We start from the raw sequence: 25,470 nt of genomic DNA, 5'->3' as shown, positions 1-25,470 counted from the left end.
GCGGCGGCGCAGCGGGCGGGGTGCCCCCGCGGGACGGCGCGGCCGGCGGCGGGCCACCGTCGCCGTGCTCGCAGCGCACCCGCCACCGGACGCCGAGCACGGCGTGCAGCGACTCGGCGATCACGTCGGTGTTGCTCTGCTCGGACAGCAACCGCGCCAGCGGGGCCGTGCCGATGCTGAGCACCAAGGTGTCGTTCTCGACCGCGCGCACGGTGGCGCTCACCAGCAGGGCGGCGGTGCGCTTCTTGCGCTCCTTGGCGGCGGCGAGGATCTCCGGCCATGCCCGGCGCACCGCGGCCGCGTCGAGTGCGGCAGGCCGCTCGGGCTCGGGGCGGGACGGCGGCGGGGCTGCGCGCTCGGGCGGTGCGGGCGGCGTGGGCGCCGCGGCGGGCTCGGGGGCGCGGCGCTCCGGGGCCGGCTCCGAGGCGGCCGGGCGTTCGGGGGCGGGCCGTTCCTGCGCTGCGCGCTCGGGTGCCGGATGTCCGGGTGCCGGACGCTCGGGTGCCGGACGCTCGGGTGCCGGACGCTCCTGCGGCGACCGCCCGCGCTCGGGAGCGGGCCCGTCGGGAGCGGTCGGAGCGGCCGAAGCGACCTGGGGCGCCGCCGGCTGCTCCGGCGGGGCGGCGGGGGGCGCCTGATCGGACGGTGCGGCGGAGGGCGGTGGTGCCGACGGGGCCGCCGGGACCGCCTGGGCGGCGGGGGCCGGCTCGGTGCGTTCGCTCGGGCGGCGGAACGTGCGTCGTCCGGCGGCCGGCTCGGCCGCGTCGGGCGCCTCGGCAGCCGTCTCACCGGCGGGAAGGGGCGCGGGCGCGATCGCGTTGCGCCGTTCCAGCCGTTCGAGGCGCTCCAGCATGCCCGGCTCGGCGACGGTGGCCGCGGGCAGCAGCATCCGCGCGCACAACAGTTCGAGGAGCAGCCGGGGCGCGGTGGCGCCGCGCATCTCGGTGAGCCCGGTGTGCACGATCTCGCCGTAGCGGGCGAGGGCGGCGGGGCCGATCTTGCCCGCCTGCTCGGTCATCCGCGCGAGCTCGTCCTCCGCGGCTTCCACCAGCCCGCGCTCGGCTGCCTCGGGAACGGCCTGCAGCAGGGTGAGGTCGCGCAGGCGCTGCAGGAGGTCGGAGGCGAAGCGGCGGGGGTCGTGCCCGGCCTCCACCATGCGGTCGACGGACTCGAAGACCGCGGCGCCGTCGGAGGCGGCCAGTGCGTCGACGACGTCGTCGATCAGCGCCACGTCGGTGACCCCGAGCAGCGCGACGGCCCGCTCGTAGGTGATGCCCTCCGGGCCGGCGCCCGCGAGCAGCTGGTCGAGCACGGACAGCGTGTCGCGCGCCGAGCCGCCGCCCGCGCGCAGCACCAGTGGGTAGACCGCCGGGGCGACCACGGCGCCCTCGTCGGCGCAGATGCTCTCCAGCAGCTTCCGCAGCGTGCCGGGAGGGATGAGCCGGAAGGGGTAGTGATGGGTGCGGGAGCGGATGGTGGGCAGCACCTTGTCCGGCTCCGTGGTGGCGAAGACGAACACGAGGTGCTCCGGCGGCTCCTCCACGATCTTCAGCAGGGCGTTGAAGCCCTGCGTGGTGATCATGTGCGCCTCGTCGACGATGAACACGCGGTAGCGCGACTCGGCGGGCGCGAAGAACGCGCGGTCGCGCAGCTCCCGCGTGTCGTCGACGCCGCCGTGGGACGCCGCGTCGAGCTCGGTGACGTCGATGTTGCCCGGCCCACCCGGGGCCAGCGAGACGCACGACGGGCAGACCCCGCACGGGTCGGGGGTGGGGCCGAGCTCGCAGTTCAGCGACCGCGCCAGGATCCGCGCCGAGGACGTCTTGCCGCAGCCGCGGGGGCCGGAGAACAGGTACGCGTGGTTGACGCGGCCGGCCGACAGCGCCGTGCTCAGCGGCTCCGTGACGTGTTCCTGCCCGACCACCTCGGCGAACTTCGCCGGGCGGTACTTCCGGTACAGAGCCAGCGCCACGGGCGCGAGGCTACCGACCGGCACCGACAGCGGAACGCCGGGGAACAACCGAGACGACGGGTGGGGCCTGGGGGCATCGCCCCCGGAGACACGATGAGCGAGTCGGGGCGAGCGCTCCCGACGAGCGAAGGGGACCCCGCGCACCCGCCAGAGCCCGTTGACCCTTGCTGCCTTCCGGCCCTGGGGGAGTTCACAGGATGGACGCCGCGCGGGGTCCGGGGACGAGTGTAGACCGGGCGCAGGCGGCCGCGTCGACCCGGCTATGCTTCGACACGGAGGATTCGCCTAGTGGCCTATGGCGCACGCTTGGAAAGCGTGTTGGGTTCACGCCCTCGCGGGTTCGAATCCCGCATCCTCCGCCGCTGTGAGCAGCGAGAACGCCGGGTCCGCCCTATGGGTGGCCCGGCGTTCGGCCGTTACGGGCCGGTCCCGATCCACCGGCGCCACGCCGGCAGCACGAGGTCGGAGAGCAGGGTGTAGCCGGTGGCCGCGGGGTGCGCCCCGTCCCCGACCCGCACCTCGCGCATCCAGCGCGGCTCGGCCAGCAGCGCCGCGACGACACGCACGTACGGCACGCCGGCCGCGGCGCAGGTCGCGGCGAACCTCTCGTCGAGCCCGGCGATCCGCTCGATCTGCGCGGGGTCGTCGACCGGTGGCGGACCGACCACGAGCAGCGGGAGCCCGGTCGCCGCGGCGCCCTCGGCGACCGCGAGCAGGTTCGCGACGCTCCGCGCGGGGTCCACCCGCGGCACTCCGCCCTCCACCGTGGTGTCGTTGACCCCGAAGGACAGGACGAGGCGTTCCTCACAGCCCTCGGCACGCCGGGCGGCGACCTCGGTCGCCCAGCGACGGCACACGTCATCGCTGGTGTCCCTGCGGACGCCGAGGTTGTAGCCCGTGAGCGGCAGGTCCTCCCGGTGCGTCCGCGCGGCCAGCCTGCCCACCCAGCCGCGGTCCTCCGGATCCCCGACCCCCGCGACGAACGAGTCCCCGACGAAGAACACCCTCAGGTCCCGGACCACTCGAGGAGTCTCACAGCCCCAGGCAGGCACGGGCGGCGGGACATGCATCACATCCGCTGGCACAGTGGGGACACCGACGAGGCGGGAGCGGGCGATGACGGCGATCTTCCTGACGATCGCCGTCGTCGTGGTGCTCGCCCTCGTCGGCGCGGCGGTGCAGGACGTTCGCGCCCGGCGCCGCGGGCGGCGCCTCCGCGGCACCGGCACCTGGTTCGCGCTCCGGGAGACCCGGCGCGACCTGCGCGGCAACTTCCGGATGGGGTTCGGCCTCGGCGACGACCTGCGCTGGACCGCGGCCGCACGTCGCGACGCCGATCCCGAGGCCCAGCGGCGTCGCGAGGAGCAATAGTCCCCCGCTCAGTGGACGCCTGCGGCCGGCGCATCGGCGACCGGCGTGGCCGGGCCGGTGCGCCGGAGCAGCACACCGGCCAGGCCGGCCACGACGAGCAGCACCGCCGCGGCCATCACCGCCGCGGTCTGCATCCTTGACGTGAACGCGGCTCGCGCCCCGTCCCACAGCGGTCCGGCGAGCTCGGGCGGCAGCTCACCCGCGGTCGCGGCAGCGCCGCCGAGCGTGTCGCGCGCCGCCTCCGCGGCCTCGACGGGCACACCGTCGGGCACGACGATCTCGTTCCGGTAGATCGCCGCGGCCACGCTGCCGAGCAGTGCGAGCCCGAGCGCGCCCCCGAACTCCTGCGCCGTCTCGGAGAGCGCGGACGCGGCGCCCGCGCGTTGCGGCGGCGCCGAGGCCACCACCAGGTCCGTGCCGAGCACGAGCAGCGGCGCACCGCCGAGGAAGAACAACGTCAGACCGGCGACGACCACGGCCAGGCCCTCCGACCCGGCCTGGGTCAGCAGCGCCACCCCGGCCGCGCCGACGAGCAGCCCGACTGCCGCGACGGTGCCGGTGCGGTAGCGGGGGCCAGTGCGGGCGAGACCAGGAAGCCGACGATCACCGCGGCCGTCTGCGGCAGCGTCCACAGGCCCGGCGCCAACGGGCTCATGCCGAGCACCCGCTGCAGGTACTGCGACGTGATCAGGCCGAGGCCGGGGCCGACCAGGATCACCAGCATCAGCGTGCCCAGCGAGACGCTGAAGGCCCGCCGGAGAACAGCTGCAGGTCGAGCAGCGGGTTGGCCACCCGGCGCTGCCGCCGGACGAACACCACCCCGAGCGCGACGCCGGCGACCAGCGCGAGCACCGGCAGGACGTCCCATCCGTAGGCGGCGATCTCCTTCAGCCCGTAGATCGCCGCGATGACGGCCGCGATCGACAGCAGCACGCTCGGCGCGTCCACGCCCCTGGCCTGTGGGTCGCGGTACTCGGGCAGCAGGGCGGGCCCGGCGAGGAGCAGCAGCGCCATGACCGGCACGCGCAGCAGGAACACCGATCCCCACCAGAACTGTTCGAGGAGTACGCCGCCGACGAGCGGCCCGATCACCATGCCCCCGGTGAACCCGGTCATCCAGATGCTGATGGCCGCGGTGCGCTGCGCCGGGTCGAGGAACATCGTGCGGATCAGCGAGAGCGTCGACGGCATGAGCGTCGCGGCGGTCGCCCCGAGCAGTGCGCGGGCCGCGATCAGCAGCTCGGCCGTCGGCGCGAGCGCGGCCAGCGCCGAGGCGACGCCGAACCCGGCCGCGCCGACGAGCAGCAGGCGCCTGCGGCCCACCCGGTCCCCGAGCGCGCCCATCGTCATGAGGAACCCGGCGATGAGGAACCCGTAGCTGTCGGTGATCCACAGCAGCTGCGAGCTCGTCGGCCGCAGGTCCGCGCTCAGCTTCGGGATCGCGAGGTGGAGGACCCCGACGTCGATCGAGATCAGCACCGTCGGGAGGACGAGGACGGCGAGGCCCAGCCATTCGCGGCGGCCTGCCCGGATGCTCGGTTCCGTGGTCACGGCGGCACGCTGTGAACTGAACCTCACTTGAGGTCAAGCTCGCCACCGACGTGCGGGCAGGATCACCGGTCGGACGGGTCAGAACGCTCACGATCCCGGCCGTGCGAGCCCCGAGCGGGTACCGTCCGGTGTGGGCCCGCAGCCCCGCGGCACCCCCGGACGAGCGCGTCGTACCCGGCACGACAAGACGACGCCACCTCTGGAGGTGCTCGTCATCATGGCGTGGATCGTGTTGGTCGTCTCGGGTCTGCTGGAGACCGTGTGGGCCGCGGCCCTGAGCCGGTCGGAGGGCTTCACCCGGCTCGTCCCGTCCCTCGTGTTCGGCGTCGCGCTCGTCCTCAGCATGGCCGGCCTGGCGTACGCGCTGCGGACCATCCCCGTCGGCACCGGGTACGCGGTCTGGGTCGGGATCGGCGCCGTCGGCACGGCCCTGTACGGGATGGCCGTGCTCGGTGAGCCGGTCACGACGGCCCGCCTGCTCTGCCTCGTCGCGATCGTCGGCGGGGTCGTCGGCCTGAAGTTCCTGCACTGACGTTCCTGCGGCCGGGTGCACCGGTATCCGGCTTCCGGGTCAACGTCGCCGCCGGCCCGCCCGACCATGCATCCCGCTCGTCGCTACGGGGAACACCCGCTTCAGCGGGCCGTCGTGAGCGGCCCCCGTATCGCGGGAGGAACCGTGGGCGTCATCTGGAGCATCATCGTCGCGATCGTGGTGGGTGCCATCATCGGTGCGCTGGGTCGGCTGCTGGTCCCCGGCCGCCAGAACATCTCGATCGCGCTCACGATCGCCGTCGGCATCGTGGCCGCCCTGATCGGAACCTGGCTGGCCAACCTCATGGGCATCGCCACGGCGACGCCGGGCATCGACTGGGGCGAGCTGCTCGTCCAGGTCGTGCTCGCCGCGATCGGCGTGTTCATCGTGGCCGGCGTGGCCGGCAGGCGCTCCCTGCGTCGCTGACGAGGACACCGGCGGGCGCCGGCCCCAACCACCGCGTGGGGCCGGCGCGCCCCGGTGCTGCGTCCGTCGGACGGCGGGAGATCCCGCCGCTCGGGGCGCTAGGAACGGAACCGGCGACCTCCGTGAGACAGAGATGAAGGACCCCTCATCACCCACGCATGCACCATGTGCGATGCAACCGCACGGAAGGGGATCGTCGCTGCTCGTGACGACATCCCCCGTTTGCCACGTTTGTGTTGACGGCGGGTAGCCAACCCAGCGGAGTACCCCCTAGTCTTCCCGATCATTCCGATGACGGGGGACGACGATGCCACCGTTTCGCGCGCTGATCGGCGCTGCAGCGTTCTGCCTGCTCGCCGGGTGCTCGATCGCCGAGGAACATCCGGCGCAGCTGGCTGCCGTGCCGATCGAGGCCCGCTGCGTCGAGACCGAGGCGAGCCCGCCCGCGGGCCGTCCGCCCGCGCTGTCGCTCACCCGCTCGTGGTTCGGCAACGGTGACCTGTGGGTCGGCCTTCCGGACTACCCGGCGAAGGTGGACGGCGAGGCGCTGGTCCTGCGCTTCCCGTGGGTGACCTTCGCCGACGGCGCGCCGACGGCGACCCTCGGCCCGCCGGTGGTCACGGCGACCCGCCGCGATGCCCCCGGCGAGGCCACCGGCCGTGTCGAGGAGCTCAGCCGGGCGTTCGGCACCGGGGAGCTGGTGTTCTGGCCCGCGTCGGTGACGTTCCCGGAAGCGGGTTGCTGGACCGTCACCGGCACGATCGACGACCGGACCGTCGAGTTCGTGGTCGAGGTCAGCGAACCGTCCTGACCGGCCGCACCGGCCCCGTCAGCCGACCTCCACCGGCAGCGCGTCGATCCCGAAGACGAACGACAGCTTGCGGTACGCCAGCTCGTCGACCGCCGTCGCGAGCCGGATGTCCGGGAACCGGCGGACCAGCGCCGGGTACGCGGCCCGCAGCTCCATGCGGGCGAGCTCGGCGCCCACGCACCGGTGGATGCCGTGCCCGAAGGCCAGGTGCGGGCGCGCCGGCCGGGTGGGGTCGAACCGGTCCAGCTCGGCGTCGGCCGCGCCGCTGCGGTTCGCCCCGCTCAGCGAGCACAGGACGAGGTCGCCCGGCGCGATCCGCATGCCGCCGACGGTGACCTCCTCGCGGGCGAACCGCGGGAACGCGACCTGCACGACGGTGAGGTAGCGCAGCAACTCCTCGACGAACGGGTCGACGGCGGCGTCGTCGGTGCGCAGCGCGTCGCGGTGCTCGGGCTGCTGGAGCAGGATGATCGCGCCCAGCGCGAGCATGCTCGCCGTGGTCTCGAGGCCACCGGTGAGCAGGCCGTCGGCCAGGCCGGTGAGCTCGTGGTCGCTGACGTCGTCGCCGTGTTCCTTCACCAGCATGCCGAGCAGGCCGTCGCCCGGCTCGGCGCGCTGCTTCTTGACCAGGTCCGACAGGTAGGTCATGGACTCCGAGATCGCGCCGAGGGAGCCGCCGACGCCGCCGAGGAAGTCGAAACGGGTGGTGCTCAGCCGCTGGAAGTCGGCGCGGTCGGCATAGGGGACGCCGAGCAGCTCGCAGATCGTGAGCGACGGGATCGGCAGCGCGAACGTCTGCACCAGGTCGACCGGTTCGCCGGCCCGCGCGAGCGCGGCCATCTCGTCGAGCTGCTCTGCCACGATGGCCTCGATCCGCGGGCCGAGCCTGCGCAGCCGGTGGCCGGTGAACTCCGGGGTCAGCAGCTTGCGCAGCCGCGTGTGGGCGGGCGGGTCGGTGAAGCCGAGGCCCCCCGGGTTCTGGTCGGCGGTGATGCCCGCCGCCCCGACGAGGTTGGTGAAGTCGCTGCTGAACGCGTGCGTGGCGCCGAGCACCGCCTTGGTCTCGTCGTACCCGGTGACCAGCCAGCCCCGGACCCCGAACGGCAGCGGGAGCTCGCTGACCGGTTCCCGCTCACGCAGGCGGCCCAGCTCCGGCACCGGGTCGAGGCCCTCCCGCTGCAGCGGCACGAGCGCCTTCTCGGGCAACAGCGACAGCAGTGCGTCCGACGATCCGCTGCGCTTCTGCTTCCATCGGAGGTACAGCCGGGCGAACCAGCTGACCACGAGTTTTCTGGGCCCCCCCATGGGCGCCACTCTATGCACTCCCCGAAGGGTGCCGGCAGCACCGTTCGGCCCACTGCCTGCGGCACCGCGCTCTGCTGCGGACCGCACACACCGCGTGGTGACGGCACAGGGCGCCGGCGTCGTGTGCGGTGCCGACCCGCTGTGTGCCGTGGAACGACGAACGCCGGGCCCCGTGCGGGAGCCCGGCGTTCGCGCTGGCGGTAGCGGTGGGATTTGAACCCACGGAGGCTTGCACCTCACGCGCTTTCGAGGCGCGCTCCTTCGGCCGCTCGGACACGCTACCGCCGACGAGCTTACAAGGTGCCCGTCGCGCATCTGCAGGCGGTTCGGCGCCGCCGAGGCGCGCTACGTTTGCTGCGGAGGTGGTCGGCGTGGCCAGAACCATCGCGCATCGCGAGCTGCGGAACAACAGCAGCGCGGTACTCCGAGAGGACCCCGTCCAGGACGTCCTCGACGACATCCGCGGCGAGCGGTGATCGTCTACGTCGAAACGGTCGCCGCCGCGAAGCTCCTCGTCACCGCCTCGTCACCGAGGCTGAGTCCAGCCGGCTCGGCGAGTACCTCGACCAGCTGCCGGACTGCGGCGCATGGCCGTGCGCGAAGATCTCCCGCAGGCCGCGGTGACCGCGGTGATGGAACGCTTCATGCTGATCGAGCCCGACCGCTCGATGTACCGCGACGCCGGGCTGCTCTCCGGCCGGATGCTCCGCGGCCTCGACGCGCTGCACGTCGCAGCCGCGCTCCGGATGAGCGCCGACGTCATGCTGTCCTACGACCGCCAGCAGATCGCGGCGGCGGAAGGCGTGGGCCTGCGCACCCTCTCGGTGTGACCGGCCGGCTCACCGCGCGGCGCTCACCCCGACCCGCGCGAGCACCTCGCCGGCGAGCTCCTGGACCGGCCGCTCCCCGTCGAGCAGGATCGTGCCCTCCGGCAGCCGCGGCACGCCGCTCAGGCACGGCTCGATCTGCGCCTTGCACCACTCCCGGATCCCCGCGTCGCGGTCGGGGTCGTCCGGGGTGAGGCTGCGCCCGTCGATCCGGCGTTCCAGCACGGCGCGCGGCACCTGCAGGTAGAAGTGGTGGACGGGCACGCCTGCCCGGTCGAGAGCGGCAAAGATCTCGGTGCCGTGCTCCGGCTGCACCAGCGTCATCGGCACGAGCACCGGGCGCCGGTACTCCTCCAGCAGCCCGACTGCCATGCTCGCCACCTGGCGCCGCCAGAGCCGGAGGTCCTGGAAGTTTGCCGGGGGGCACCTCGACGATCTCGCGCAGGACGAAGCCGACGAGCTCGGCGTCGAACACCAGCGGCTCCGGCCAGCGCTTCCGCAGCGCGTCGACCAACGTGGTCTTCCCGCTGCCGAACGGCCCGTTCACCCAGACGATCACCGATCCGAGGCTAGTGACCCTCAGCGGTGCGTCGTGAAGAACGACTCCATCAGCGCGGCGCACTCGTCGGCCAACACGCCCCCGACGACCTCGGGGCGGTGGTTGAGCCGCCGGTCGCGCAGCACGTCCCACAGGGATCCGACTGCGCCGGTGCGCGGCTCCCAGGCCCCGAACACGACCCGCGTGACGCGCGCCAGCCCGATCGCACCCGCGCACATCGTGCACGGCTCCACGGTGACGGCGAGGGTGCAGCCCTCCAGCCGCCACTCCCCCCGCTTCGCGGCGGCGGCCCGCAGCGCCAGCACCTCGGCGTGGGCGGTGGGGTCGGCCGTGGCCTCCCTGGCGTTGCACGCCACGGCCAGCTCCCGCCCGTCGGCGTCGACGACCACGGCGCCGATCGGGACGTCACCGGTGTGCGGGGCGACCGCCGCCACCTCGAGCGCGCGACGGACCAGCGCCTCGTCCGAGGCGTGGGGAACGAACGTCACCGGGCGTCGACGACCTCGGCGAGGGCGTCGGCGAACCCGCAGCGGCGCCCGATCGCGGCCAGCTGCTCGTCGGGGTAGAGCTCGACCTCTCCGGCGAGCACCTCGAGCTCGTCGGCGGGCAGGCCCAGGTCGGCGAGGATCGACAGGTCGCCCTCCGGCCACGGCTCGTCGAGGGCGTCGTCGTCGGGCGGGAGCTCGACGCGCAGGAGGTCGAGGACGTCGGCGGCCACGTCGTAGTCCAGCGCGGCCACGGCGTCGGACACCATCATCGCGATCCCACCGGGGTTGGGCCGCAGCAGCACGAAGAACTCGTCGTCGACATCGAGCAGACCGAGCACCGCGCCCGCGCACCGCAACCGCCTCAACTCGGTGATGGCGGCGTCGAGGTCGACGAGCGCTTCGGGTGCCATGCGGGTGCAGCGCCACCGCCCTTCCTCCCGGATCGCCGCTACGGCGAACCCGGGCAGGGCCTCTTCCCGCACGTTCGCGGGCGCCTGGACGCTCTGCACGGCCATGAGACTACGGTAATCCCACGGAGTACTGTGCTCCAACCCACAATCGGAAAGTGGAGGCACGAGTCACCTCCGTAGGTGTCAGGATCGCGCCATGCCGGACGCCCTGATCACCGACCTGCACGCCATGGCGCGCAGCGTCCAGCCCCGCACCGTGGCGTTGCGCCGCGCGCTGCACCGTCATCCCGAGCTCGGTCTGGATCTCCCCCGTACCCGCGACGCCGTGGTGGCCGCGCTTGCCGACCTGCCGCTGCAGGTGCACCTCGGCCGATCCGTCAGTTCCGTGGTCGCCGTGCTGGAGGGCGAACGGCCGGGCCCGACGGTGCTGCTGCGCGGCGACATGGACGCTCTCCCGCTCACCGAGGACACCGGCCTGGAGTTCGCGTCCGAGGTGGACGGCACCATGCACGCGTGCGGGCACGACACCCATGTGGCGATGCTCGCCTCGGCGGCGCGCGTGCTGTCGGGGCTGCGCGAGCAGCTGGCCGGGCGGGTGCTGTTCATGTTCCAGCCGGGCGAGGAGGGCTTCCACGGCGCCCGCTACATGATCGACGAGGGGCTGCTCGACCGCACCGGCCCCGCCGGGCGCCCGGAGCGCGCCTACGCCCTGCACATCAGCGGGACGCTGCCCGCCGGGGAGGTCCACGTGCGGCCCGGCCCGTTGATGGCGGCCGCCGACACGATCCGCGTGACGGTGACCGGGCGCGGCGGCCACGCCTCGGCCCCGCACGACGCGCTCGACCCGGTGCCCGCAGCCGCCGCCATGGTGGGCGCGCTGCAGACGGCGATCACCCGCCGCATCGACACCCATCAGCCCGTCGTGCTGACGATCGCGCACATCGTCGCGGGCACCACCGACAACGTCATCCCGGAGACGGCCTTCCTCGAGGGCACCCTGCGCACGCTGTCGGAGACGTCGCGCGATGCAGTGCACGAGGAGATCCAGCGGGTCTGCCGGTACACGGCCATGGCGCACGGCTGCACCGCCGAGGTCGAGATCGAGCGGGGCTACCCCGTCACGGTCAACGACCGCGGGGCCGCCGGGCGGGTCGAGGCGGTCGCGGCCTCGACGCTCGGCGGCGACCGGGTGGCGACGATGGAGACCCCGATCATGGGGGCCGAGGACTTCTCCTACGTGCTGGCCGAGGTGCCCGGGGCGCTGGCGTTCCTCGGCGGGTGCCCGCTGGACGTCGACCTGGCCACGGCGCCGCCCAACCACTCCAACCGCGTGGTGTTCGACGAGGACGCGATGGCCGCGGGCGTCGCCGTCTACTCGGGACTGGCCCTCGACGCCCTGCACCCCGGGAGGTACGTGTGATCCCGCCCCTGCGCGAGCTCGGGATGGCGCTGCGTTCCCGCGAGCTCTCCCCCACCGAACACGTCACCGAGGTGCTGGACCGGCTCGCCGGTGACACCTGCAACGCCGTGATCACCCTCGACGCCGAGCGGGCCCTCGCCGAGGCCGCCGCGCTGGGCGAGGAGCTCGCGCGCGGCGAGTGGCGCGGCCCGCTGCACGGGGTGGCGGTCGGCGTGAAGGACCTGTTCGACGTGGCCGGGCTGCCCACCCGGGCCGGCTCGGCGATCCTGGCCGACGCCGCGCCGGCCGCGGAGGACGCCCGGGTCGTCGCGCGGCTGCGGGAGGCGGGCGCGATCGTCGTCGCCAAGCTGCACACCCACGAGTTCGCCTACGGCCCCACCGGCGACGTGGCCGCCACCGGGCCCGCGCGCAACCCGCACGACCCGACGCGCATCACCGGTGGCTCCTCGTCGGGATCCGCCGCCGCGGTCGCCGCCGGGCACCTCCCGCTCACGCTGGGCACCGACACCGGCGCGAGCGTCCGCACGCCCGCCGCGCTGTGCGGGGTGGTCGGGCTGAAGCCGGCGTTCGGCAGGCTGTCCACCGACGGCGTCTTCCCGCTGTCGGAGACCTGCGACCACGTCGGCGTGCTCACCGCGGACGTGCACGGCGCCTCGGTGGCGTGGGACGTGCTCAGCCGCCCGGACGGCACCGGCGGGGGCATCCAGGCACCCGGCGTCGCGGGCGTCCGGGTCGGGGTCCCGGTGGACGACTACTGGCGCCCGGCCGACCCCGTGCTCGCCGCGGCGGTGGACGCCGCCGTCGAGCGGCTGCGCGCCGCGGGCGCGTCCGTCGTCGAGGTGCGCACCCCGATGATCGACGAGCTCGCCGCCACCTACCCCGCGATCGTCGGGGCGGAGGCGTACGCCACGCACGCGGCCTGGCTCAGTGAGCGCCCCCACGACTACCAGGACGCGACGCGGGATCGCCTGCAGCCGTTTGTCACGCAGCCCGCGCGCGAGTACGTCGACGCGCTGCGCGCCCGGGGCAGGCTCGTCGCCGCGATGCGGGCGGCAGTGGGCGACGTCGACGTCCTCGTCCTGCCCACGACCCGCCTGCGGGCCACCCCGATCGGCGCGGCCACGGTCGAGGTCGATGGCGCGGCCGTGCCCGTGCGGCCCGCACTGCTCGCGCTCACGCTGCCGTTCAACCTCACCGGCTGGCCCGCCGTGTCGGTCCCCGGAGAGGTGCCCGACGGCGAGCTGCCCGCCGGCGTGCAGGTGGTGGGCGTCGGGCTCGAGGAGCGCGGGATGCTGCGGGTGGCGGGGGCGCTGACCAGGCCGTGAGTGGATACGAGTGCTGGAGCACTCGTATCCACTCACGGGCGGTACCGTCCCTCCGTGACGGAACGGGCGGTCTGCGTGATAGGCGCAGGGTTGATCGGCGGTTCGCTCCTGCGCGCCGCGGACAAGGCCGGGCGCACGGTGTGGGGCGCCACGGCGTCCGACGGGACGGCCGAGCAGGCCCGCGCCGACGGGTTCGACGTGGGCACCGACACCGACGCGGCCCTGCGCCGGGCCGCCGACACCGATGCGCTGGTCGTGCTCGCCGTGCCGCTGCCGGTGCTGCCGGAGGTGCTGCGCCGGGTCGACGCGGTCGCCCCGACCTGCCGGCTCACCGACGCCGTGAGCGTCAAGGTGGCGGTGGCCGACGCCGTCGCCCGCTACGCACCGCGGGCCCGGTTCGTCGGCGGGCACCCGATGGCGGGCACCGCCGAGTCCGGCTGGGCGGCGGGCAACGGGACGCTGTTCGTCGACGCGGCGTGGGTGGTGGCCGCCGACGACGGCCTCGACCTCGACGTGTGGGCCGACGTCGCGGAGCTGGCCTGGGCGTGCGGATCCCGGGTCGTGCCGGCGGCCGCCGACGAGCACGACCTCGCCGTGGCGAAGGTGTCGCACCTTCCGCACCTGTTCGCGGCCGTGCTGGCCGCGGTGGGGGCGGCGGGCGAGGACGACCTGCCGCTCGCGCTCGCCGCGTCGTCCTTCGCCGACGGCACCCGGGTCGCGGGGACGAGACCGGAGCTCGTGCTCGCGATGTGCGAAGGCAACCGGGACGCCCTGCTCGCGGCCGTGGACGACGCGCTGGGCAGGCTCGGGGCGATGCGGGGTGCGCTCGCCTCCACCGGAGGGCTCGCCGCGACCGTCCGCGCCGGGCACGCCGGGCGTCAGCGGTGGGCGGCCGCCCGCGATCCGCAGGGCGTGCGGGTGCGGATCGAGGGCCCCGGGGCCCTCGCCGAACTGCGCGACATCGGCCGCCGCGGCGACGCGGTGGTGGGCTGGGGGTGATGCCAGCAAGGTGACAATACTGCCACTGGACGGCAGTAAGGCCACCATGCTGGCATCCAGCGATACGGCGAACGTGGCGCGCGGCGGGCGTCAGCCCGCTGCGGGCGTGACGCCCGGCGACAGCCGGCGCGCGAGGCCCGGGTAGCTCGACACCACACCGTCGGCGTCGACCACGAGCTCGGCGGAGAAGTCGCCCCACCGGAACTCGACCAGCGCGTGCCCCGACTCGTCGTCGAGCACCGACACGGTGCGGTAGACCTGCTCGACCACCTGCATCTCGAGGTCCGGCAGCGACACGAACACCATCGGCACCACGTGCTCGCCCGGCTTCCGGTGCAGGCCGAGGCGGCGGATCGGGAGCGAGTTGAACATCGGGCTGTAGGCGAGGTCGACGTCGAGCGCCCCGGCGAAGTCGCCGCGGGTGCCGCCGGAGGCCGCGCCCGTGTCGACCAGCCACACGCCGTCGTCGGTGCGGTTGAGCGTGAGATGACGCTCCTTCTCCGCGGTGGCGCTGGTGACCGAGAGCCGCGCGAGCCTGCCGTCCTCACCCACGATGAGGCGGTAGGAGGCGGTGAACTCTCCGCCGGCGCCGACCCGCACCATCCGGCCCAGTGCGCGGAACCCGCCGGTTCCGAGGAGGAGCCGCGTGCCCTCGAGCCCTCGGCCGTCGTCGGCCTGCCACGTGAGCATCGTCGTCACCGGTACCACCGTAGACGACCCGGGAGGTCGGTCTCGTTGCGATCCACCGGGGCCCCCCTCGTCCAGCATTGCGCCTGCAACATCCTGCCCCGGACCGGGCGGCCCGCCAAGGGCCCGGAGATCACGACTCGGACCCGACCTGGTCGGGATCCAGGTCGTCGCGGACCCCCCGGAACACCGGCTGCCGCAACCGTCCGCCGTCGGTCCAGCCCATGTGGGCCACCTCGACGACGGTCGAGGGCTCGCACCAGTGTGCTCCCACGCCGTCCGACCGCGGCACCCGTTCGGTGAACGGCGAGGCCTCCGCAGTGACGAGCCGGTCCCGCAGCACCCGCTGGGCGATCTCACCCGCGAGCCCGGACCCCACCTTCCCCGCGTAGCGCAGGCCGCCGCCGTCCGGCACTCCCAGCAGGAGCGCCCCGATCCGTCCTGCACTGCTGCGTTCCGCCCGCCACCCGCCGACGAGGCAGATCTGGGTGCGGCGATGGGTGACCTTCACCCAGGCGGGGCTGCGGCATCCGGGCCGGTAGGGCGAGTCGCGGCGTTTGGCGACCACACCCTCCATGCCCCGCTGCACGGTGGCGTCGAGAAGGGCCTGGCCATCGGTGTAGGTCGGCGACAGCGACAGGGCGGGCACAGCGGTGAGGTCGAGCCGTTCCAGGGTGCCGCGGCGCTCCTCGAGCGGGCGTTCCAGCAGCGGCACGCCGTAGAGCCGCAGGACGTCGAACACCATGAACGTGACCGGCCGCGCGTGCGCGATCCGCGGGGGGACCGGGCCGTGCATGCGGTCGGCGAGCGCCGCGAAGCTCGGGATGCCGCCCTCCAGCAGCACCACCTCGCCGTCGAGTAGGACGTCGGGGGCGAGGCGGGTGAGCTCGGCGAGCTCGGGGAAATGGGACGTGACGTCGCGTCCGCTGCGGCTGGTCAGCCGGACCCCACCGGCCACGGCCTCGGCGAGCAGCCGCATTCCGTCCCATTTCACCTCGAACAGCCATTCCGGTCCATCCGGAAGGGCTCCAGGGGTGGCGAGCATGGGCTGCACGCCGCCATGCTGACACCAGGAACACCAATCACCCAGAGTGGTAACCCGCGGAGGAACAGGGGCTCGCATGCGCGCGATGTGGAGCGGCGCCGTGTCGTTCGGTCTGGTCAGCGTGCCGATCAAGCTCTATTCGGCCACCACGAACCACGACATCCGGTTCCACCAGGTGCACGCGGCCGACGGTGGACGGATCAAGTACAAGCGCACCTGCTCGATCGACGGGGAGGAGGTGGCCTACGCCGACATCGTCAAGGGATACGAGACCGAGGACGGCGAGCTCATCACCCTCAGCGAGGAGGACCTCGACTCGCTGCCGTCCGTGTCGGGTCACGAGATCGACGTCATCGAGTTCGTGCCCGCCGACCAGATCGATCCCCTCCTGTTCGACAAGAGCTACTACCTCGAACCCGAGGTGAAGGCGGCCAAGCCGTACGCACTGCTGCGTGAGGCGCTCGTGCAGACCGACCGGATGGCAGTGGTGCGTGTCGCGCTGCGGCAGCGCGAGACGCTGGCGCTGCTGCGCGTGCGGGACAAGGCCATCGTGCTGCAGACCATGCTCTGGCCCGACGAGGTGCGCGAGCCCGAGTTCGACATCCTGGATGCCGACGTCGAGCTGCGGCCCCAGGAGCTGACGATGGCGGCGTCGCTGGTGGAGAGCCTCGGCGCCGACTTCGACCCCACGCAGTTCCAGGACGAGTACCGCGACGCCGTGGTGGAGCTCATCGATCGCAAGCGCACCACCGGTGACACGCGGCCGGCACCGGCGGCCGCCACGGCCGACGAGGGGCCGGACAGCATGACCGACCTGCTCAGCGCCCTGCAGGCCAGCGTGGAGGCGGCCCGGGCGGGCGCGGCGGGCGGGAAGCAGGCGGCGAGCCCACCCGCGAAGGAGCCGGCCCCGAAGAAGGCGCCCGCGCGCAAGTCGTCGGCGAAGAAGAAGGCCGCGGACGACGAGGAGGCCGCGCCCGCGCCGCGCAAGCGCACCCGGAAGCCGGCCTGAGCACCTGTGAGTGGAGAACGTCGCTCCGGCGACGTCCTCCACTGACGAGCCCGTCAGGGCCCCAGGGCGTTCTCCGGCGGCCGCTCGTCGTTCGCCAGTGCCTCGAACAGCGCACTGGCCCGCTCCCGGTCCCAGTTCACCACGCCGTCGCGGACGGGAACGGTGGTGGAGACGCCCTCGGCGAGCCCGCGCATCGCTAGGCCGAGGCTCGCCAGGTGCCACACGTGGGTGCCCTCGTCCACGGCGATCGACTCGGACAGGTCGGTGGCCAGCGGCACGATCCGGAACGGGTTGAGCACCGTGCCCGGGCTGGTGACCTTGTCCAGCAATGCGGAGATGAACGCGCGCTGGCGCTCCACCCGGCCGAAGTCCGACGTCGCGGTGGCGCGGGTGCGGACGTAGCCCAGCGCGGTGGCCTCGTCGAGGGTCTGGCAGCCCGCCTCGATGTCCAGCGCGGCCTTCGGGTCCTCGATCGCCTCGGGGATGCACATGTCGACGCCGCCCACGGCGTCGACCACGGAGACGATCCCGAGGAACCCGATCTCGACGTAGTGGTCGATGTGCAGCCCGGTGGCGCCCTCGACCGTCCGCACCAGCAGCTCCGGCCCGCCGCCGTCGGCCCCGCCACCGCGCGCGTACGCTGAGTTGATCTTGTGCCGGCCGTGCCCGGGGATGCTGACCATCGAGTCCCGCGGGATGCTCACCAGCGTGGTCGGGCCGCTGCCGGTGTGCAGCAGCATGATCGTGTCGGTGAGCTCGGACTCGGGATCGCCGGTGGCGTACTCGGCGCGCTGCTCCGGGGTGAGGTTGGCCCGGCTGTCGGAGCCCACGATGAGCCAGTTCGTGCCCTCCGACACCGCGGCGCTGTCGGCCGGGAGCGCGGACACCCTGGTGAGCGTGGTGTCGATGTAGACGCCGAACCCGACGACGAGCAGCAGCAGGACGGCGAGCGCGCCACCGATCCGCCGCCCCCACCTGGGTCGCCGGAGCGGGCGGGGCCGGGCCGGGCGGCGCGGTGGGGCGGCCGGTGGGGCCTGCGGTCGTACCTGTCCGGCCGGCAGCACAGCCGTGGGCTGCAGCGGGCGCGGCCTGCGCGGCGGCTGGCCCTGCGGCGAGCGCGGAGGAAATGCGCCGGGCGGCTGCCGGCCCGGCTGCTGCTGACTCGGCGGCTGGGAACGCGGCCGCTGGGGCTGCACCCACTGGGGCCCACCACCGCGGCGCGGCGGGGGGCCGGGTGGCCGTCCGGGCGGCGGCGGACCGCCCCGCCCCGGGTAGTCACCGTTCATCCTGTCCACCATTCCCGTCGCCGCAGGCGATCCGCGGTTCCGCCCGGGCCGCGGCGACGATACGCACGCGCGGTCGTCCCACACCGAGAGGACGCGCGAGACGCTGGGCGGGTTCCGTGGCCGTCGCCACCCGGCGCCCGGCGGCGGTCACGAGGAGAGCAGCGGCTCGCCCTCGAAGCGGCCGAGCTCCTCGCAGTAGAACTCGATGCCCACCCCGTTCGGGTCGCGGATGTAGAGGCTGTTGTCGATGCCGCGGTCCGGGCCGAGGTAGTCGATGCCGGCATCGTCGAGCCGCGCCCGCGCCGCGGCGAACTCCTCGGCCGAGGTGGACAGCGCGAGGTGCTGCACCGCGCCGACCGTCTCCGAGAAGTCCGGGTGGTCGTGGCCGGGGAAGTCGAAGAAGCCCAGCAGGTTGCGGTTGCCGATGTCGAAGAAGAAGTGGCTCGACCCGGCGTAGTCGCGGTTCTCCACCAGCTCCACCAGCGGGAACCCGAGGACGTCCTGATAGAAGCGGATGGTCTCCTCGACGTCGCGGCAGATCAGCGCGAGGTGGTGCACGCCCCGCACCGTGGTCGCCCGGCGCTCCCCCGGCGCACGCAGGTACTTCTTCCTTCAGCTCGGCGCGACGGGCCCGCACGGCCTCGAGCTCGGCCCCCTGTGGCTGTGGCATGAGCACATCCTCCCGCCGCGCCCGATCATCCGCACCCCAGGACGGGCGCGGCGGGCACGACCGGGTGCTCGAGGCCGTCGGGCCGGAGGGACATCCCTTCGCCGCTGCGGGGTAGTCCGGCTCCGACGCGAGGAGGGTTGATGACCGATCGCTTCGACGGCTGGATCGCCGGCCTGGGCACGAGGGCGGGGCTCCGGGTCGTCGTGGGGCACTGGCCGCGATCGCCGCTGGGCGCGTTCACGGACGTGATGGTGGAGCGGCCGGACGGACACCGCGTGCTGCTCGCACCGTCGGACGCCGTCGCGGAGTTCGTCGCGGCGACCTACACGTTCGACGACGTCCGCACGGCGCCCGTCGACGCAGAAGTGGCCGGCGCCCACTGGCGGGTGACGGCGGGCCCGCTGGTCGTCGCGTTCACGGTGGGCGGGCGCACCGCGCTGGGGCTCCTGCTGCGGGCGGTGCCGCGCGCGCTCGCCACCCACCCGCGGTGGATCGGCGCCGTCGACGTCGTCGCGCGCGCGGTGCTGCCGGGAGTGCGCACCCGCGGCAGTGCGGCCGGCGGGCGGCGGGAGTACTACGGGGCGCTGGACCTGCACCGGCTCACGGAGGCCGCCGTGCGGTGGGACGGCGCCGACCAGGGCCCGCTCGCGCCGGTGTCCCCGCCCGTGCGGTTCGGGTTCGGGTCGACGCCGCGAACCCCGTCGCTGACGCGCGTGGTCACGCTCGTGCAGGCGGGGTGAGCCGGTGCAGACCTTCCTCCCCTACCCCGACTTCGCGGCCAGCGCCGCCGTGCTCGACGACCGGCGCCTCGGGAAGCAGCGCGTGGAGGCGCTGCAGGTGCTGCGCGCGCTGACCCGGCTGACGTACGGGTGGAAGCGCCACCCCGCCGTGCGGATGTGGGCGGGGCACCCCGAGGCGGTCGCGGCCTACGGGCTCGACATCTGTGCGGAGTGGGTCGGGCGGGGCCGGGCCGACACGTGCGCGGCCACGATCGGCACCGACCTCGCCGCAGCCGGGTTGACGTCGCCGCGGCCGCAGGCCCAGCTCGCCGACCGGGGCCTGCTCCCCGAGTGGATCGGCAACGACCGCGTGCACCGCAGCCACCGCTCGGCCCTCGTGCGCAAGGACCCGGAGTTCTACGGCCCACTGTTCCCCGACGCCGACCCGGCATGGAGTACTTCTGGCCGGTGTGACGGACCCGCCGATGCGACCGCGGGGTGGCCGGCGAACGTCAGGAAAGCCACGTTCCGGACGCTGAACGACAGCAACGTGGCTTTCCTGTCAGTGGGTGCCCCTACTTCAGCGCCCCCACGCTCAGCCCCTCCTGGATCCGCCGCTGGAACGCGATGTACACCGCGAGCACCGGCAGCAGCGCGATCACCAGGCCCGCGAACAGCGCGCTCCAGTCCGACCGGTAGCCCTGGTTGGCCGCCAGCACCGCGAGGCCCTGCGAGAGCACGTAGCGCTCGCTGTCGGGCATCAGCACCAGCGGCAGCAGGTACTGGTTCCACAGCCCGAGGAAGTTGAAGATCCCCACGCTGATCAGCCCGGGCCGGGCGAGCGGCAGCATCACGCGGAAGAACGCGCCCGCGTGCGAGCAGCCGTCCAGCAGCGCGGCCTCGGCCAGCGCGGCCGGCAGCGTCCGGAAGAACCCGGTCAGGAAGAACACCGTGAACGGCAGCGCGTGCGCGGTGTAGACGAGGATCAGCCCGTGGTAGGTGCCGAGCATCCCCACGTTCTGCACCACGAAGAACAGCGGCACGAGCGCCAGGAAGATCGGGAACGTCATCCCGGTGACGAACGCGTAGTAGATGACGTTGCGGCCGGGGAACTCGTACCGGGCGAGCACGTAGGCCGCCATCGCCCCGAGCAGCATCACCAGCACCACCGACGAACAGACGACGATGGCGCTGTTGAGGAAGTACTGCCCGATGTTGGCGGTCGTCCAGGCCCGCACGAAGTTGTCGAAGTGCCATTCGGTCGGCAGGCTCCACGGGCTCGTGAAGATCTCGCGGTCGGACTTGAACGCCGTGAGCACCGCCCAGACCAGCGGCACGGCCACGAGGACCGCCCACACCACGAGGATGCCGTGGGAGAACACGTTGAGCGTCCGCTCCCCCGCCGAACCGCCCCCGGACGGACGACCGTGGGACCGGGGCGGCGACGCGGGCGGGCTTGCCGGGGCCGCGGGCGCCGGCGTGTCGAGCGTCATCGCAAGGCCTCCTAGTACTCGACCTGCTCGCGGCGGCTCAGCCGCAGGACGGCGACGGCCAGCAGCAGGGTCACGAAGCACAGCGCCACGCCGATCGCCGAGGCGTAGCCGAACCGGCCCTCGGTGAACGCCGCCCGGTACAGGTACTGGGCGACGACCTCCGTGGACCCGTCCGGCCCGCCCTCGGGAAGCATCACCTGCAGCAGCGCGAAAGCGTCCAGCACCATGATCCCCAGGTAGATGTAGGAGACCTGGACGCTGTCCCAGATCATCGGCAGCGTGATGCTCCAGAACGTGCGCATGCGTCCGGCGCCGTCGAGCGTCGCCGCCTCGAACACGTCGGAGGGCACCGACTTCATCGCCGCGCTGAACAGCACGTAGTAGAAGCCCACCGCCCCCCAGATCAGCACCGCCATCACGGCGGGCAGGGCGAACGTGGTGTCGCCGAGCCACGGCCGGGTGAGCCACTCGAACCCGACCAGCCGCAGCACGCTGTTGAGCAGGCCGGCCTGGGGGTTGTAGAAGAACGCGAACAGCACACCCGCGATGACCACGGGCACGACGTGCGGGAAGAAGTACACCACCTGGTAGAACCGCGACCCGCGCACGCCGCCGTGTCCGATCACGCCGTGACGGCCCGCGAGCGTGGTCATGGTGGCGAGGAACAGCGCGAGCGCGATCGTCACCAGCGGCACCACCACGAGCATCAGCGCGTTGTGGCTCATCGCCCGCCAGAACCGCGCGTCGGTCGCGAGCTCGACGTAGTTGCCCAACCCGATGAAGTTCTGGCTGCCGGAGAAGCCGCTCCAGTCGGTCATCGAGATGTAGAAGGCCTGCAGGTACGGCGACACGACGAACACGACGTAGAGCGCGAGCGGCACGACGAGGAAGCTCGCGATGAAGCGGTACTTGCCGTAGCGCATGGCCCGGTCCTCAGCGCTGGTACTTGGGGATGCTGTCGTCGGCGGCGATCCGGTCCGACTCCGCCTGCAGGGTGGACAGGTAGGTGTCGGCGTTGATCCGGCCCGCCAGCAGGTTGGTCGTCTCGGTCTTCAGGACCTGGCTGAACGGCGCATACCAGATCCGGAACTTCCAGCTGAAGACGTCGTCACCCGCCGCGTCCAGCGCCGCGGACACCGACTCCAGAGCGGGCGTCTTCTGCGCGCTCGCGGTGGCGCCGCGCGTGGCGGGCACCGACGCGGTCAGCTCGGCGAACTCGGCAGCGCCCTCCTTCGAGAGCATCAGCCGCACGTACTCGAGGCCGCCGTTGACGTTCTTGGCCCTGGCCGGCACCACGAACGCCTCGGCGGGCTGGGTCCGCAGGGCGGTGGCGGGCATCGCCCCGCCGCTGTCGAGCAGCGGCACCGGCGCCGCGGTCATCGTGAAACCCTCCGGGGCGATGCCCTTCATCTCGTTCTCCAGCCACGAGCCCGAGACGTAGAACGCCGCCTGCCCCTGCACCCAGGCCGTCTGCGCCTCGGTGTGCTTGAGCGCCTCGGAGCCCGGCATGAAGTAGCCCTTGCGGACCATCTCCTCGATGCCCTGCGTGGCCGCGACCACGGTGTCCTGCTTCCAGGCGCCGGGCTCCAGGTTGTCGATGTTGCGGACGACGTCGAGGCCGCCCTGCTTGATCGCCGCGCCGAGGTTGAGATCGATCAGGTAGTCGCCCGCATTGGTACCGCCGTAGGCGAACGGGGAGATGCCCGCGGCCTTGATCTGCTCGCAGACCGCCATCATCTCGTCCCACGTGGTCGGCACCTGCCAGCCGTTCTGCTCGAACAACGGCTTCGAGTACCAGACCGCGAACGTCTCGTAGACGTAGTTCAGCATGAGGCACCGGTCGCCGAAGGTGCCCGACTCGATCACGCCGGGCAGCAGCGTGTCGCGCACGGGGACGTTCGGGTCGTCGACCGACGGGGCGTCGAGCAGCGGGGCGAGGTCGGCCAGCTGGTCCTCGTTGACGAGCGTGGCGTACTCGATCTTCTGCGCGCCCGAGTCGTCCAGCACGTCCGGCGGGTTGCCCGCGACGAACCGCGGCTGCATCTCCTGCGCGATCTGTGTGGTCGCCGTGTGCGAGATCTGCGCGCCCGGGTACTGGCGCTCGTAGAGCGACTGGTGGAACAGCGCGTACTCGTCCCCGTACCCACCCTTGAAGATCACCACGTCCAGGGGGGCGTCCACGGCGACCCCGAGCGGGTTCTGCGCACTCCGCTCCCCCTCGACGGCGCCGGTGGCGCCTCCCCCGGCCGTGGCACACGCCGAGAGCACGCCTGCGCCGGGCACGGCGAGCAGCCCGGCCGCGGCCAGCCGCTGGAGGAACTGCCGGCGATCGAGGTCGGAACTGCGACGGGGCGGGTTCATGATGTCCTCCTTGACATCAGCGGCCTTTCCGGCCGCGACCTTCAGGCGGGTCGGCGGATGCGACAGGCGTAACGGGATTCCAGGGCCATGTTGTGGGCGTCGCCCTCCGGCACGTTCGACGAGACGTAGACCGGCGGGGTCTCACCCGCGGCGAGCATCGTGCGCACGACCTCCGCCACGATCATCTGCGCGAGCAGCGCCGCGGTGATCGACGAGACGGCACACACCGCGACGTCCCCCGCGCGGAGCACGGCGTCGCCGTAGGGGGCGCCGTTGTCGAGCACGACGTCGGCGAGCTCGAACAGCCGCAGGCCGGACGGGTGGCGCGAGGTCACCCGCGAGGTGTGCGCCATCGACGTGATCGCGATGAGCCGGTGCCCGCGCTCCTTCACGATCCGCGCCATCTCGACCACCGAGCCGTTGCCCCCGGAGTTCGAGGCGAGCACGAACACGTCGCTCTGCTGCACGCCCGCGAGGTCGTAGAGCCTGCGGGCCACCGCGGGATCGCGCTCGAGGTGCTCGGTGAACAGCACGTCCGGCGGGTCCCCGCCCAGCAGGACCAGGTCGCGCAGGGCGATCATGTTCGTGGGGACGAGGCCGCCGGCGCGTCCGGCCAGCTCCATCGCCAGCGCCTGCGAGTGCCCGGTGCCGAAGGCCTGCACGACCCCTCCCGCGCGCAGCCCTTCGACGACCAGGTTCACCGCCCTGGCGACGGCGGCCGCCTGCCCGGACCCCACCCGGCGGACGGCCGCTTCCGCCGCGGCCGTGAAGGCGGCGGCGGACACCTCGGTGTCGGTTTCGGTGCTGGTACCGATGTCGGTACCGGTGCTGGTCTCGGCCATCAGGCACCCCGCGGGGAGTCGGCTGGGCGCGCCACGGCGCCCCGCGACCTCGGCTCGTGCGGGATCCGGTGGGCCGCCACCGCGTCGGCGGTACGGCCGAACGCATCGGTGGCCCGCTCGTGGGTGCGCTGGGCGACGGCCAGGTACAGCAGGTCGAGCACCAGGAACTGGGAGTGCCGCGCCGACATGGCCCCGGCGCGGAACGACGTCTCGCGCACCGCCGTGCCCAGCAGGTGGTCGGCCACCTCGGCGATCGGCGAGGTGGGGAAGTTCGTGATGGCCACCGTCGTCGCGCCGCGGGCCCGGGCCCTGGCGAGCGTCTCGACGGTCTCGGTGGTGCGCCCGCTGTGCGACAGGGCTACCGCCACGTCGCCGGGCCCGAGGAGCGCAGCGCTGGTGAGCCCGTTGTGCACGTCCGACCAGGTCCAGGTGGCGATCCCGATCCGGTACAGCCGCAGCTGCTGGTCCTCGAGCACGGCCGCGCTGCCGCCGGTGGCGTAGAAGTCGACGCGCCGCGCGGCCACCACGGCGTCGACCACCGCGTCCATGGCGGTGAGGTCCAGCGCGGCCGCGGTCTCGTGCATGGCCTGCAGGTCCACCGCCAGCAACGTGCGCAGCACGCGGTCGAGCGGGTCGGTCGGCAGCACGTCGGCGCCGATGCCGAGCTCCCAGCCGGCCTGGTCGGCGCGGCCGATGTCGGTGGCGATGCCGACCCGCAGCTCGGTGTACCCGGCGACGCCGAGCGTGCGACAGAACCGGGTGACCGTGGCGGGCGAGGTGCCGCTGCGCTCACCGAGCTCGGTGATCGTGGCGCGGGAGGCCCACCCGGGGTCCTCCAGGATCGCGTCGGCGACCTGTCGCACCGCGCCGGTGAGGCCGGGCAGCAGGCTGCGCAGGCGCACGAGGAGCTGCCCCGAGCCCGCCTCGACGGGCGTGTCCGAGCCGGCCGCCACCGCCATCAGCAGAACCTTTCGCGTCGATGCGAGGTGGTGAAAATTTCCACCGACGCGAGAGAACTGTCAAGAGCCCGGTAAGACGTTCCTGGGACGGCCCACTCGGGTGGCACGCGCGCGCCACGCTCCCCTTCGCGGCCCATGCCCCCCGTCGCGGCCCATGCACCCCGTCGCGGCCCATGCCCCCCGTCGACGGGGCGCCTCCGCCGAAACGGGGTGCATGAACGGCGTGGGCATGGCTCGCCGGCCGTCCCCCCGGCGACCGACGAGCCGGCCCCGGCGCCCCCCGCGGGAACGATCCTGCTTCCGGCCGGACCGGCGTGTCCGCCCATTTCAACGATCACCGAAGCGATCGGCCGCTGTAAGGGGCGCGTGCAGAACCGCGTGGAGTCCGTAGGATCGGCCGGCC

The 25,470-nt window shown here is 73.4% G+C and carries 24 protein-coding genes, 2 tRNA genes, 1 other RNA gene, 3 pseudogenes and 1 riboswitch; of the genes and pseudogenes, 12 read left to right on the top strand and 18 right to left on the bottom strand.

Annotated features, from left to right (window positions below; translation table 11 throughout):
* Positions 1-1,972, bottom strand: a 1,972-nt coding sequence (locus KME75_RS14295) for a DNA polymerase III subunit gamma and tau (RefSeq protein ID WP_219415119.1), incomplete at its 3' end; no start/stop codon positions are given.
* A gap of 125 nt (positions 1,973-2,097) precedes the next feature.
* An RNA gene (ffs, locus tag KME75_RS14290) (signal recognition particle sRNA small type) lies at positions 2,098-2,192 on the bottom strand.
* 54 nt (positions 2,193-2,246) lie between these two features.
* Here ffs and KME75_RS14285 point away from each other — a divergent pair.
* Positions 2,247-2,331: transfer RNA gene (locus KME75_RS14285), tRNA-Ser, on the top strand.
* Positions 2,332-2,388: 57 nt separating this feature from the next.
* On the opposite strand, the gene KME75_RS14280 is transcribed toward KME75_RS14285, so the two are convergent.
* Positions 2,389-2,994, bottom strand: coding sequence for a GDSL-type esterase/lipase family protein (locus KME75_RS14280; RefSeq protein WP_219415118.1), 606 nt, complete (start codon positions 2,992-2,994; stop codon positions 2,389-2,391).
* 94 nt (positions 2,995-3,088) lie between these two features.
* On the opposite strand from KME75_RS14280, the gene KME75_RS14275 reads away from it, so the two are divergent.
* Complete coding sequence (locus KME75_RS14275) at positions 3,089-3,343, top strand: hypothetical protein (protein ID WP_219415117.1); 255 nt, start codon at positions 3,089-3,091, stop codon at positions 3,341-3,343.
* An 8-nt stretch (positions 3,344-3,351) separates the two neighbouring features.
* Here the strand turns inward: KME75_RS14275 and KME75_RS46730 are convergent.
* Positions 3,352-4,894 (bottom strand): annotated as a pseudogene (locus KME75_RS46730) (MFS transporter).
* Between the two features lie 129 nt (positions 4,895-5,023).
* Positions 5,024-5,091: riboswitch (guanidine-III (ykkC-III) riboswitch) on the top strand.
* Positions 5,092-5,111: 20 nt separating this feature from the next.
* Between KME75_RS46730 and KME75_RS14265 the strand changes: the two are divergent.
* The 3 genes from KME75_RS14265 (at position 5,112) to KME75_RS14255 (ending at position 6,663) form a co-directional block, all read left to right on the top strand.
* Entirely contained in the window at positions 5,112-5,426 is a 315-nt protein-coding gene (locus tag KME75_RS14265) for a DMT family transporter (RefSeq protein WP_219415116.1), read from the top strand.
* A gap of 144 nt (positions 5,427-5,570) precedes the next feature.
* Positions 5,571-5,852, top strand: a complete 282-nt coding sequence (locus tag KME75_RS14260) for a GlsB/YeaQ/YmgE family stress response membrane protein (protein ID WP_308282768.1) — start codon at positions 5,571-5,573, stop codon at positions 5,850-5,852.
* Positions 5,853-6,159: 307 nt separating this feature from the next.
* The gene (locus KME75_RS14255) at positions 6,160-6,663 is read left to right on the top strand and encodes a hypothetical protein (RefSeq protein WP_219415115.1); all 504 of its coding nucleotides are present in this window, start codon (positions 6,160-6,162) and stop codon (positions 6,661-6,663) included.
* Between the two features lie 18 nt (positions 6,664-6,681).
* Here the strand turns inward: KME75_RS14255 and KME75_RS14250 are convergent, their stop codons facing one another.
* Positions 6,682-7,968 carry a cytochrome P450 gene (locus KME75_RS14250; RefSeq protein WP_219415114.1) on the bottom strand — a complete coding sequence of 429 codons (1,287 nt, stop codon included), beginning with the start codon at positions 7,966-7,968 and terminating at the stop codon, positions 6,682-6,684.
* A gap of 195 nt (positions 7,969-8,163) precedes the next feature.
* Positions 8,164-8,251 (bottom strand) — tRNA-Ser (locus tag KME75_RS14245).
* Positions 8,252-8,555: 304 nt separating this feature from the next.
* On the opposite strand from KME75_RS14245, the gene KME75_RS14240 reads away from it, so the two are divergent.
* The gene (locus tag KME75_RS14240; protein WP_219415113.1) at positions 8,556-8,798 is read left to right on the top strand and encodes a PIN domain-containing protein; all 243 of its coding nucleotides are present in this window, start codon (positions 8,556-8,558) and stop codon (positions 8,796-8,798) included.
* A 9-nt stretch (positions 8,799-8,807) separates the two neighbouring features.
* Here KME75_RS14240 and KME75_RS14235 read toward each other — a convergent pair.
* From KME75_RS14235 to KME75_RS14225, 3 genes and pseudogenes are all read right to left on the bottom strand, one after another.
* A pseudogene (locus KME75_RS14235) lies at positions 8,808-9,191 on the bottom strand (AAA family ATPase); the annotation flags it as partial.
* A gap of 183 nt (positions 9,192-9,374) precedes the next feature.
* Positions 9,375-9,842: a nucleoside deaminase gene (locus tag KME75_RS14230; RefSeq protein WP_308282767.1), complete on the bottom strand. Its 468-nt coding sequence runs from the start codon at positions 9,840-9,842 to the stop codon at positions 9,375-9,377.
* The gene (locus tag KME75_RS14225; protein ID WP_219415111.1) at positions 9,839-10,357 is read right to left on the bottom strand and encodes a tRNA adenosine deaminase-associated protein; all 519 of its coding nucleotides are present in this window, start codon (positions 10,355-10,357) and stop codon (positions 9,839-9,841) included. The genes KME75_RS14230 and KME75_RS14225 overlap by 4 nt, the downstream gene beginning before the upstream one ends.
* A 91-nt stretch (positions 10,358-10,448) precedes the next feature.
* On the opposite strand from KME75_RS14225, the gene KME75_RS14220 reads away from it, so the two are divergent.
* Genes KME75_RS14220 through KME75_RS14210 form a run of 3 tightly spaced genes read left to right on the top strand, consistent with a single transcriptional unit; the run spans position 10,449 to position 13,996 of the window.
* Positions 10,449-11,672 carry a M20 metallopeptidase family protein gene (locus KME75_RS14220; protein WP_219415110.1) on the top strand — a complete coding sequence of 408 codons (1,224 nt, stop codon included), beginning with the start codon at positions 10,449-10,451 and terminating at the stop codon, positions 11,670-11,672.
* A complete protein-coding gene (locus KME75_RS14215; RefSeq protein WP_219415109.1) occupies positions 11,669-12,997 on the top strand; it encodes an amidase in 1,329 nt (442 codons plus the stop codon). Before KME75_RS14220 ends, KME75_RS14215 begins: the two co-directional genes overlap by 4 nt.
* A gap of 54 nt (positions 12,998-13,051) precedes the next feature.
* Entirely contained in the window at positions 13,052-13,996 is a 945-nt protein-coding gene (locus KME75_RS14210) for a prephenate dehydrogenase (protein ID WP_219415108.1), read from the top strand.
* A gap of 90 nt (positions 13,997-14,086) precedes the next feature.
* Here KME75_RS14210 and KME75_RS14205 read toward each other — a convergent pair whose 3' ends face one another.
* Together KME75_RS14205 and ligD are read right to left on the bottom strand one after the other, a co-directional pair.
* Positions 14,087-14,686, bottom strand: coding sequence for a putative glycolipid-binding domain-containing protein (locus KME75_RS14205; protein WP_246632079.1), 600 nt, complete (start codon positions 14,684-14,686; stop codon positions 14,087-14,089).
* Positions 14,687-14,816: 130 nt separating this feature from the next.
* On the bottom strand, positions 14,817-15,728 hold the full coding sequence (ligD, locus tag KME75_RS14200; RefSeq protein WP_219415121.1) for a non-homologous end-joining DNA ligase: 912 nt from the start codon (positions 15,726-15,728) through the stop codon (positions 14,817-14,819).
* Between the two features lie 76 nt (positions 15,729-15,804).
* Between ligD and ku the strand changes: the two genes are divergently transcribed.
* Positions 15,805-16,737, top strand: coding sequence for a non-homologous end joining protein Ku (gene ku / locus KME75_RS14195; protein ID WP_219415106.1), 933 nt, complete (start codon positions 15,805-15,807; stop codon positions 16,735-16,737).
* Between the two features lie 53 nt (positions 16,738-16,790).
* Here the strand turns inward: ku and KME75_RS14190 are convergent, their stop codons facing one another.
* Entirely contained in the window at positions 16,791-17,801 is a 1,011-nt protein-coding gene (locus tag KME75_RS14190; protein WP_308282766.1) for an LCP family protein, read from the bottom strand.
* Positions 17,802-18,170: 369 nt separating this feature from the next.
* Positions 18,171-18,581, bottom strand: a complete 411-nt coding sequence (locus tag KME75_RS14185; RefSeq protein WP_308282765.1) for a VOC family protein — start codon at positions 18,579-18,581, stop codon at positions 18,171-18,173.
* A 252-nt stretch (positions 18,582-18,833) separates the two neighbouring features.
* On the opposite strand from KME75_RS14185, the gene KME75_RS14180 reads away from it, so the two are divergent.
* A complete protein-coding gene (locus KME75_RS14180) occupies positions 18,834-19,433 on the top strand; it encodes a hypothetical protein (protein ID WP_219415104.1) in 600 nt (199 codons plus the stop codon).
* A 4-nt stretch (positions 19,434-19,437) separates the two neighbouring features.
* Positions 19,438-19,797, top strand: a pseudogene (locus KME75_RS14175) (MSMEG_6728 family protein); the annotation flags it as partial.
* A 190-nt stretch (positions 19,798-19,987) separates the two neighbouring features.
* Here the strand turns inward: KME75_RS14175 and KME75_RS14170 are convergent.
* The 5 genes from KME75_RS14170 to KME75_RS14150 are packed head-to-tail and all read right to left on the bottom strand — an operon-like array spanning position 19,988 to position 25,067.
* Positions 19,988-20,905 (bottom strand): carbohydrate ABC transporter permease, encoded by a 918-nt coding sequence (locus KME75_RS14170; protein ID WP_219415103.1) that lies wholly within the window; start codon positions 20,903-20,905, stop codon positions 19,988-19,990.
* An 11-nt stretch (positions 20,906-20,916) separates the two neighbouring features.
* Positions 20,917-21,828: a carbohydrate ABC transporter permease gene (locus KME75_RS14165; protein WP_219415102.1), complete on the bottom strand. Its 912-nt coding sequence runs from the start codon at positions 21,826-21,828 to the stop codon at positions 20,917-20,919.
* Between the two features lie 10 nt (positions 21,829-21,838).
* On the bottom strand, positions 21,839-23,266 hold the full coding sequence (gene ngcE / locus KME75_RS14160) for an N-acetylglucosamine/diacetylchitobiose ABC transporter substrate-binding protein (protein WP_219415101.1): 1,428 nt from the start codon (positions 23,264-23,266) through the stop codon (positions 21,839-21,841).
* Positions 23,267-23,307: 41 nt separating this feature from the next.
* Entirely contained in the window at positions 23,308-24,108 is an 801-nt protein-coding gene (locus tag KME75_RS14155; protein ID WP_219415100.1) for a sugar isomerase domain-containing protein, read from the bottom strand.
* A complete protein-coding gene (locus KME75_RS14150; RefSeq protein ID WP_246632071.1) occupies positions 24,108-25,067 on the bottom strand; it encodes a MurR/RpiR family transcriptional regulator in 960 nt (319 codons plus the stop codon). Before KME75_RS14150 ends, KME75_RS14155 begins: the two co-directional genes overlap by 1 nt.
* Between the last annotated feature and the right edge of the window lie 403 nt (positions 25,068-25,470).

This window comes from Pseudonocardia nigra (assembly GCF_019396355.1).
Lineage (GTDB): Bacteria > Actinomycetota > Actinomycetes > Mycobacteriales > Pseudonocardiaceae > Pseudonocardia > Pseudonocardia nigra.
Note: the sequence above shows the minus strand (reverse complement) of the source record. Positions and strands in the feature narration are given on the sequence as shown.

Excerpts from the sequence above, each read along its gene's own strand:
- KME75_RS14275 (WP_219415117.1), top strand. The coding sequence starts at position 3,089 with ATGACGGCGATCTTCCTGACGATCGCCGTCGTCGTGGTGCTCGCCCTC.
- KME75_RS14180 (WP_219415104.1), top strand. The coding sequence starts at position 18,834 with ATGACCGATCGCTTCGACGGCTGGATCGCCGGCCTGGGCACGAGGGCG.
- KME75_RS14225 (WP_219415111.1), bottom strand. The coding sequence starts at position 10,357 with ATGGCCGTGCAGAGCGTCCAGGCGCCCGCGAACGTGCGGGAAGAGGCC.
- KME75_RS14170 (WP_219415103.1), bottom strand. The coding sequence starts at position 20,905 with ATGACGCTCGACACGCCGGCGCCCGCGGCCCCGGCAAGCCCGCCCGCG.
- KME75_RS14150 (WP_246632071.1), bottom strand. The coding sequence starts at position 25,067 with ATGGCGGTGGCGGCCGGCTCGGACACGCCCGTCGAGGCGGGCTCGGGG.
- ligD (WP_219415121.1), bottom strand. The coding sequence starts at position 15,728 with ATGCTCGCCACCCCTGGAGCCCTTCCGGATGGACCGGAATGGCTGTTC.
- ngcE (WP_219415101.1), bottom strand. The coding sequence starts at position 23,266 with ATGAACCCGCCCCGTCGCAGTTCCGACCTCGATCGCCGGCAGTTCCTC.
- ku (WP_219415106.1), top strand. The coding sequence starts at position 15,805 with ATGCGCGCGATGTGGAGCGGCGCCGTGTCGTTCGGTCTGGTCAGCGTG.
- KME75_RS14240 (WP_219415113.1), top strand. The coding sequence starts at position 8,556 with ATGGCCGTGCGCGAAGATCTCCCGCAGGCCGCGGTGACCGCGGTGATG.
- KME75_RS14255 (WP_219415115.1), top strand. The coding sequence starts at position 6,160 with ATGCCACCGTTTCGCGCGCTGATCGGCGCTGCAGCGTTCTGCCTGCTC.
- KME75_RS14205 (WP_246632079.1), bottom strand. The coding sequence starts at position 14,686 with ATGCTCACGTGGCAGGCCGACGACGGCCGAGGGCTCGAGGGCACGCGG.
- KME75_RS14220 (WP_219415110.1), top strand. The coding sequence starts at position 10,449 with ATGCCGGACGCCCTGATCACCGACCTGCACGCCATGGCGCGCAGCGTC.
- KME75_RS14155 (WP_219415100.1), bottom strand. The coding sequence starts at position 24,108 with ATGGCCGAGACCAGCACCGGTACCGACATCGGTACCAGCACCGAAACC.
- KME75_RS14165 (WP_219415102.1), bottom strand. The coding sequence starts at position 21,828 with ATGCGCTACGGCAAGTACCGCTTCATCGCGAGCTTCCTCGTCGTGCCG.
- KME75_RS14265 (WP_219415116.1), top strand. The coding sequence starts at position 5,112 with ATGGCGTGGATCGTGTTGGTCGTCTCGGGTCTGCTGGAGACCGTGTGG.
- KME75_RS14250 (WP_219415114.1), bottom strand. The coding sequence starts at position 7,968 with ATGGGGGGGCCCAGAAAACTCGTGGTCAGCTGGTTCGCCCGGCTGTAC.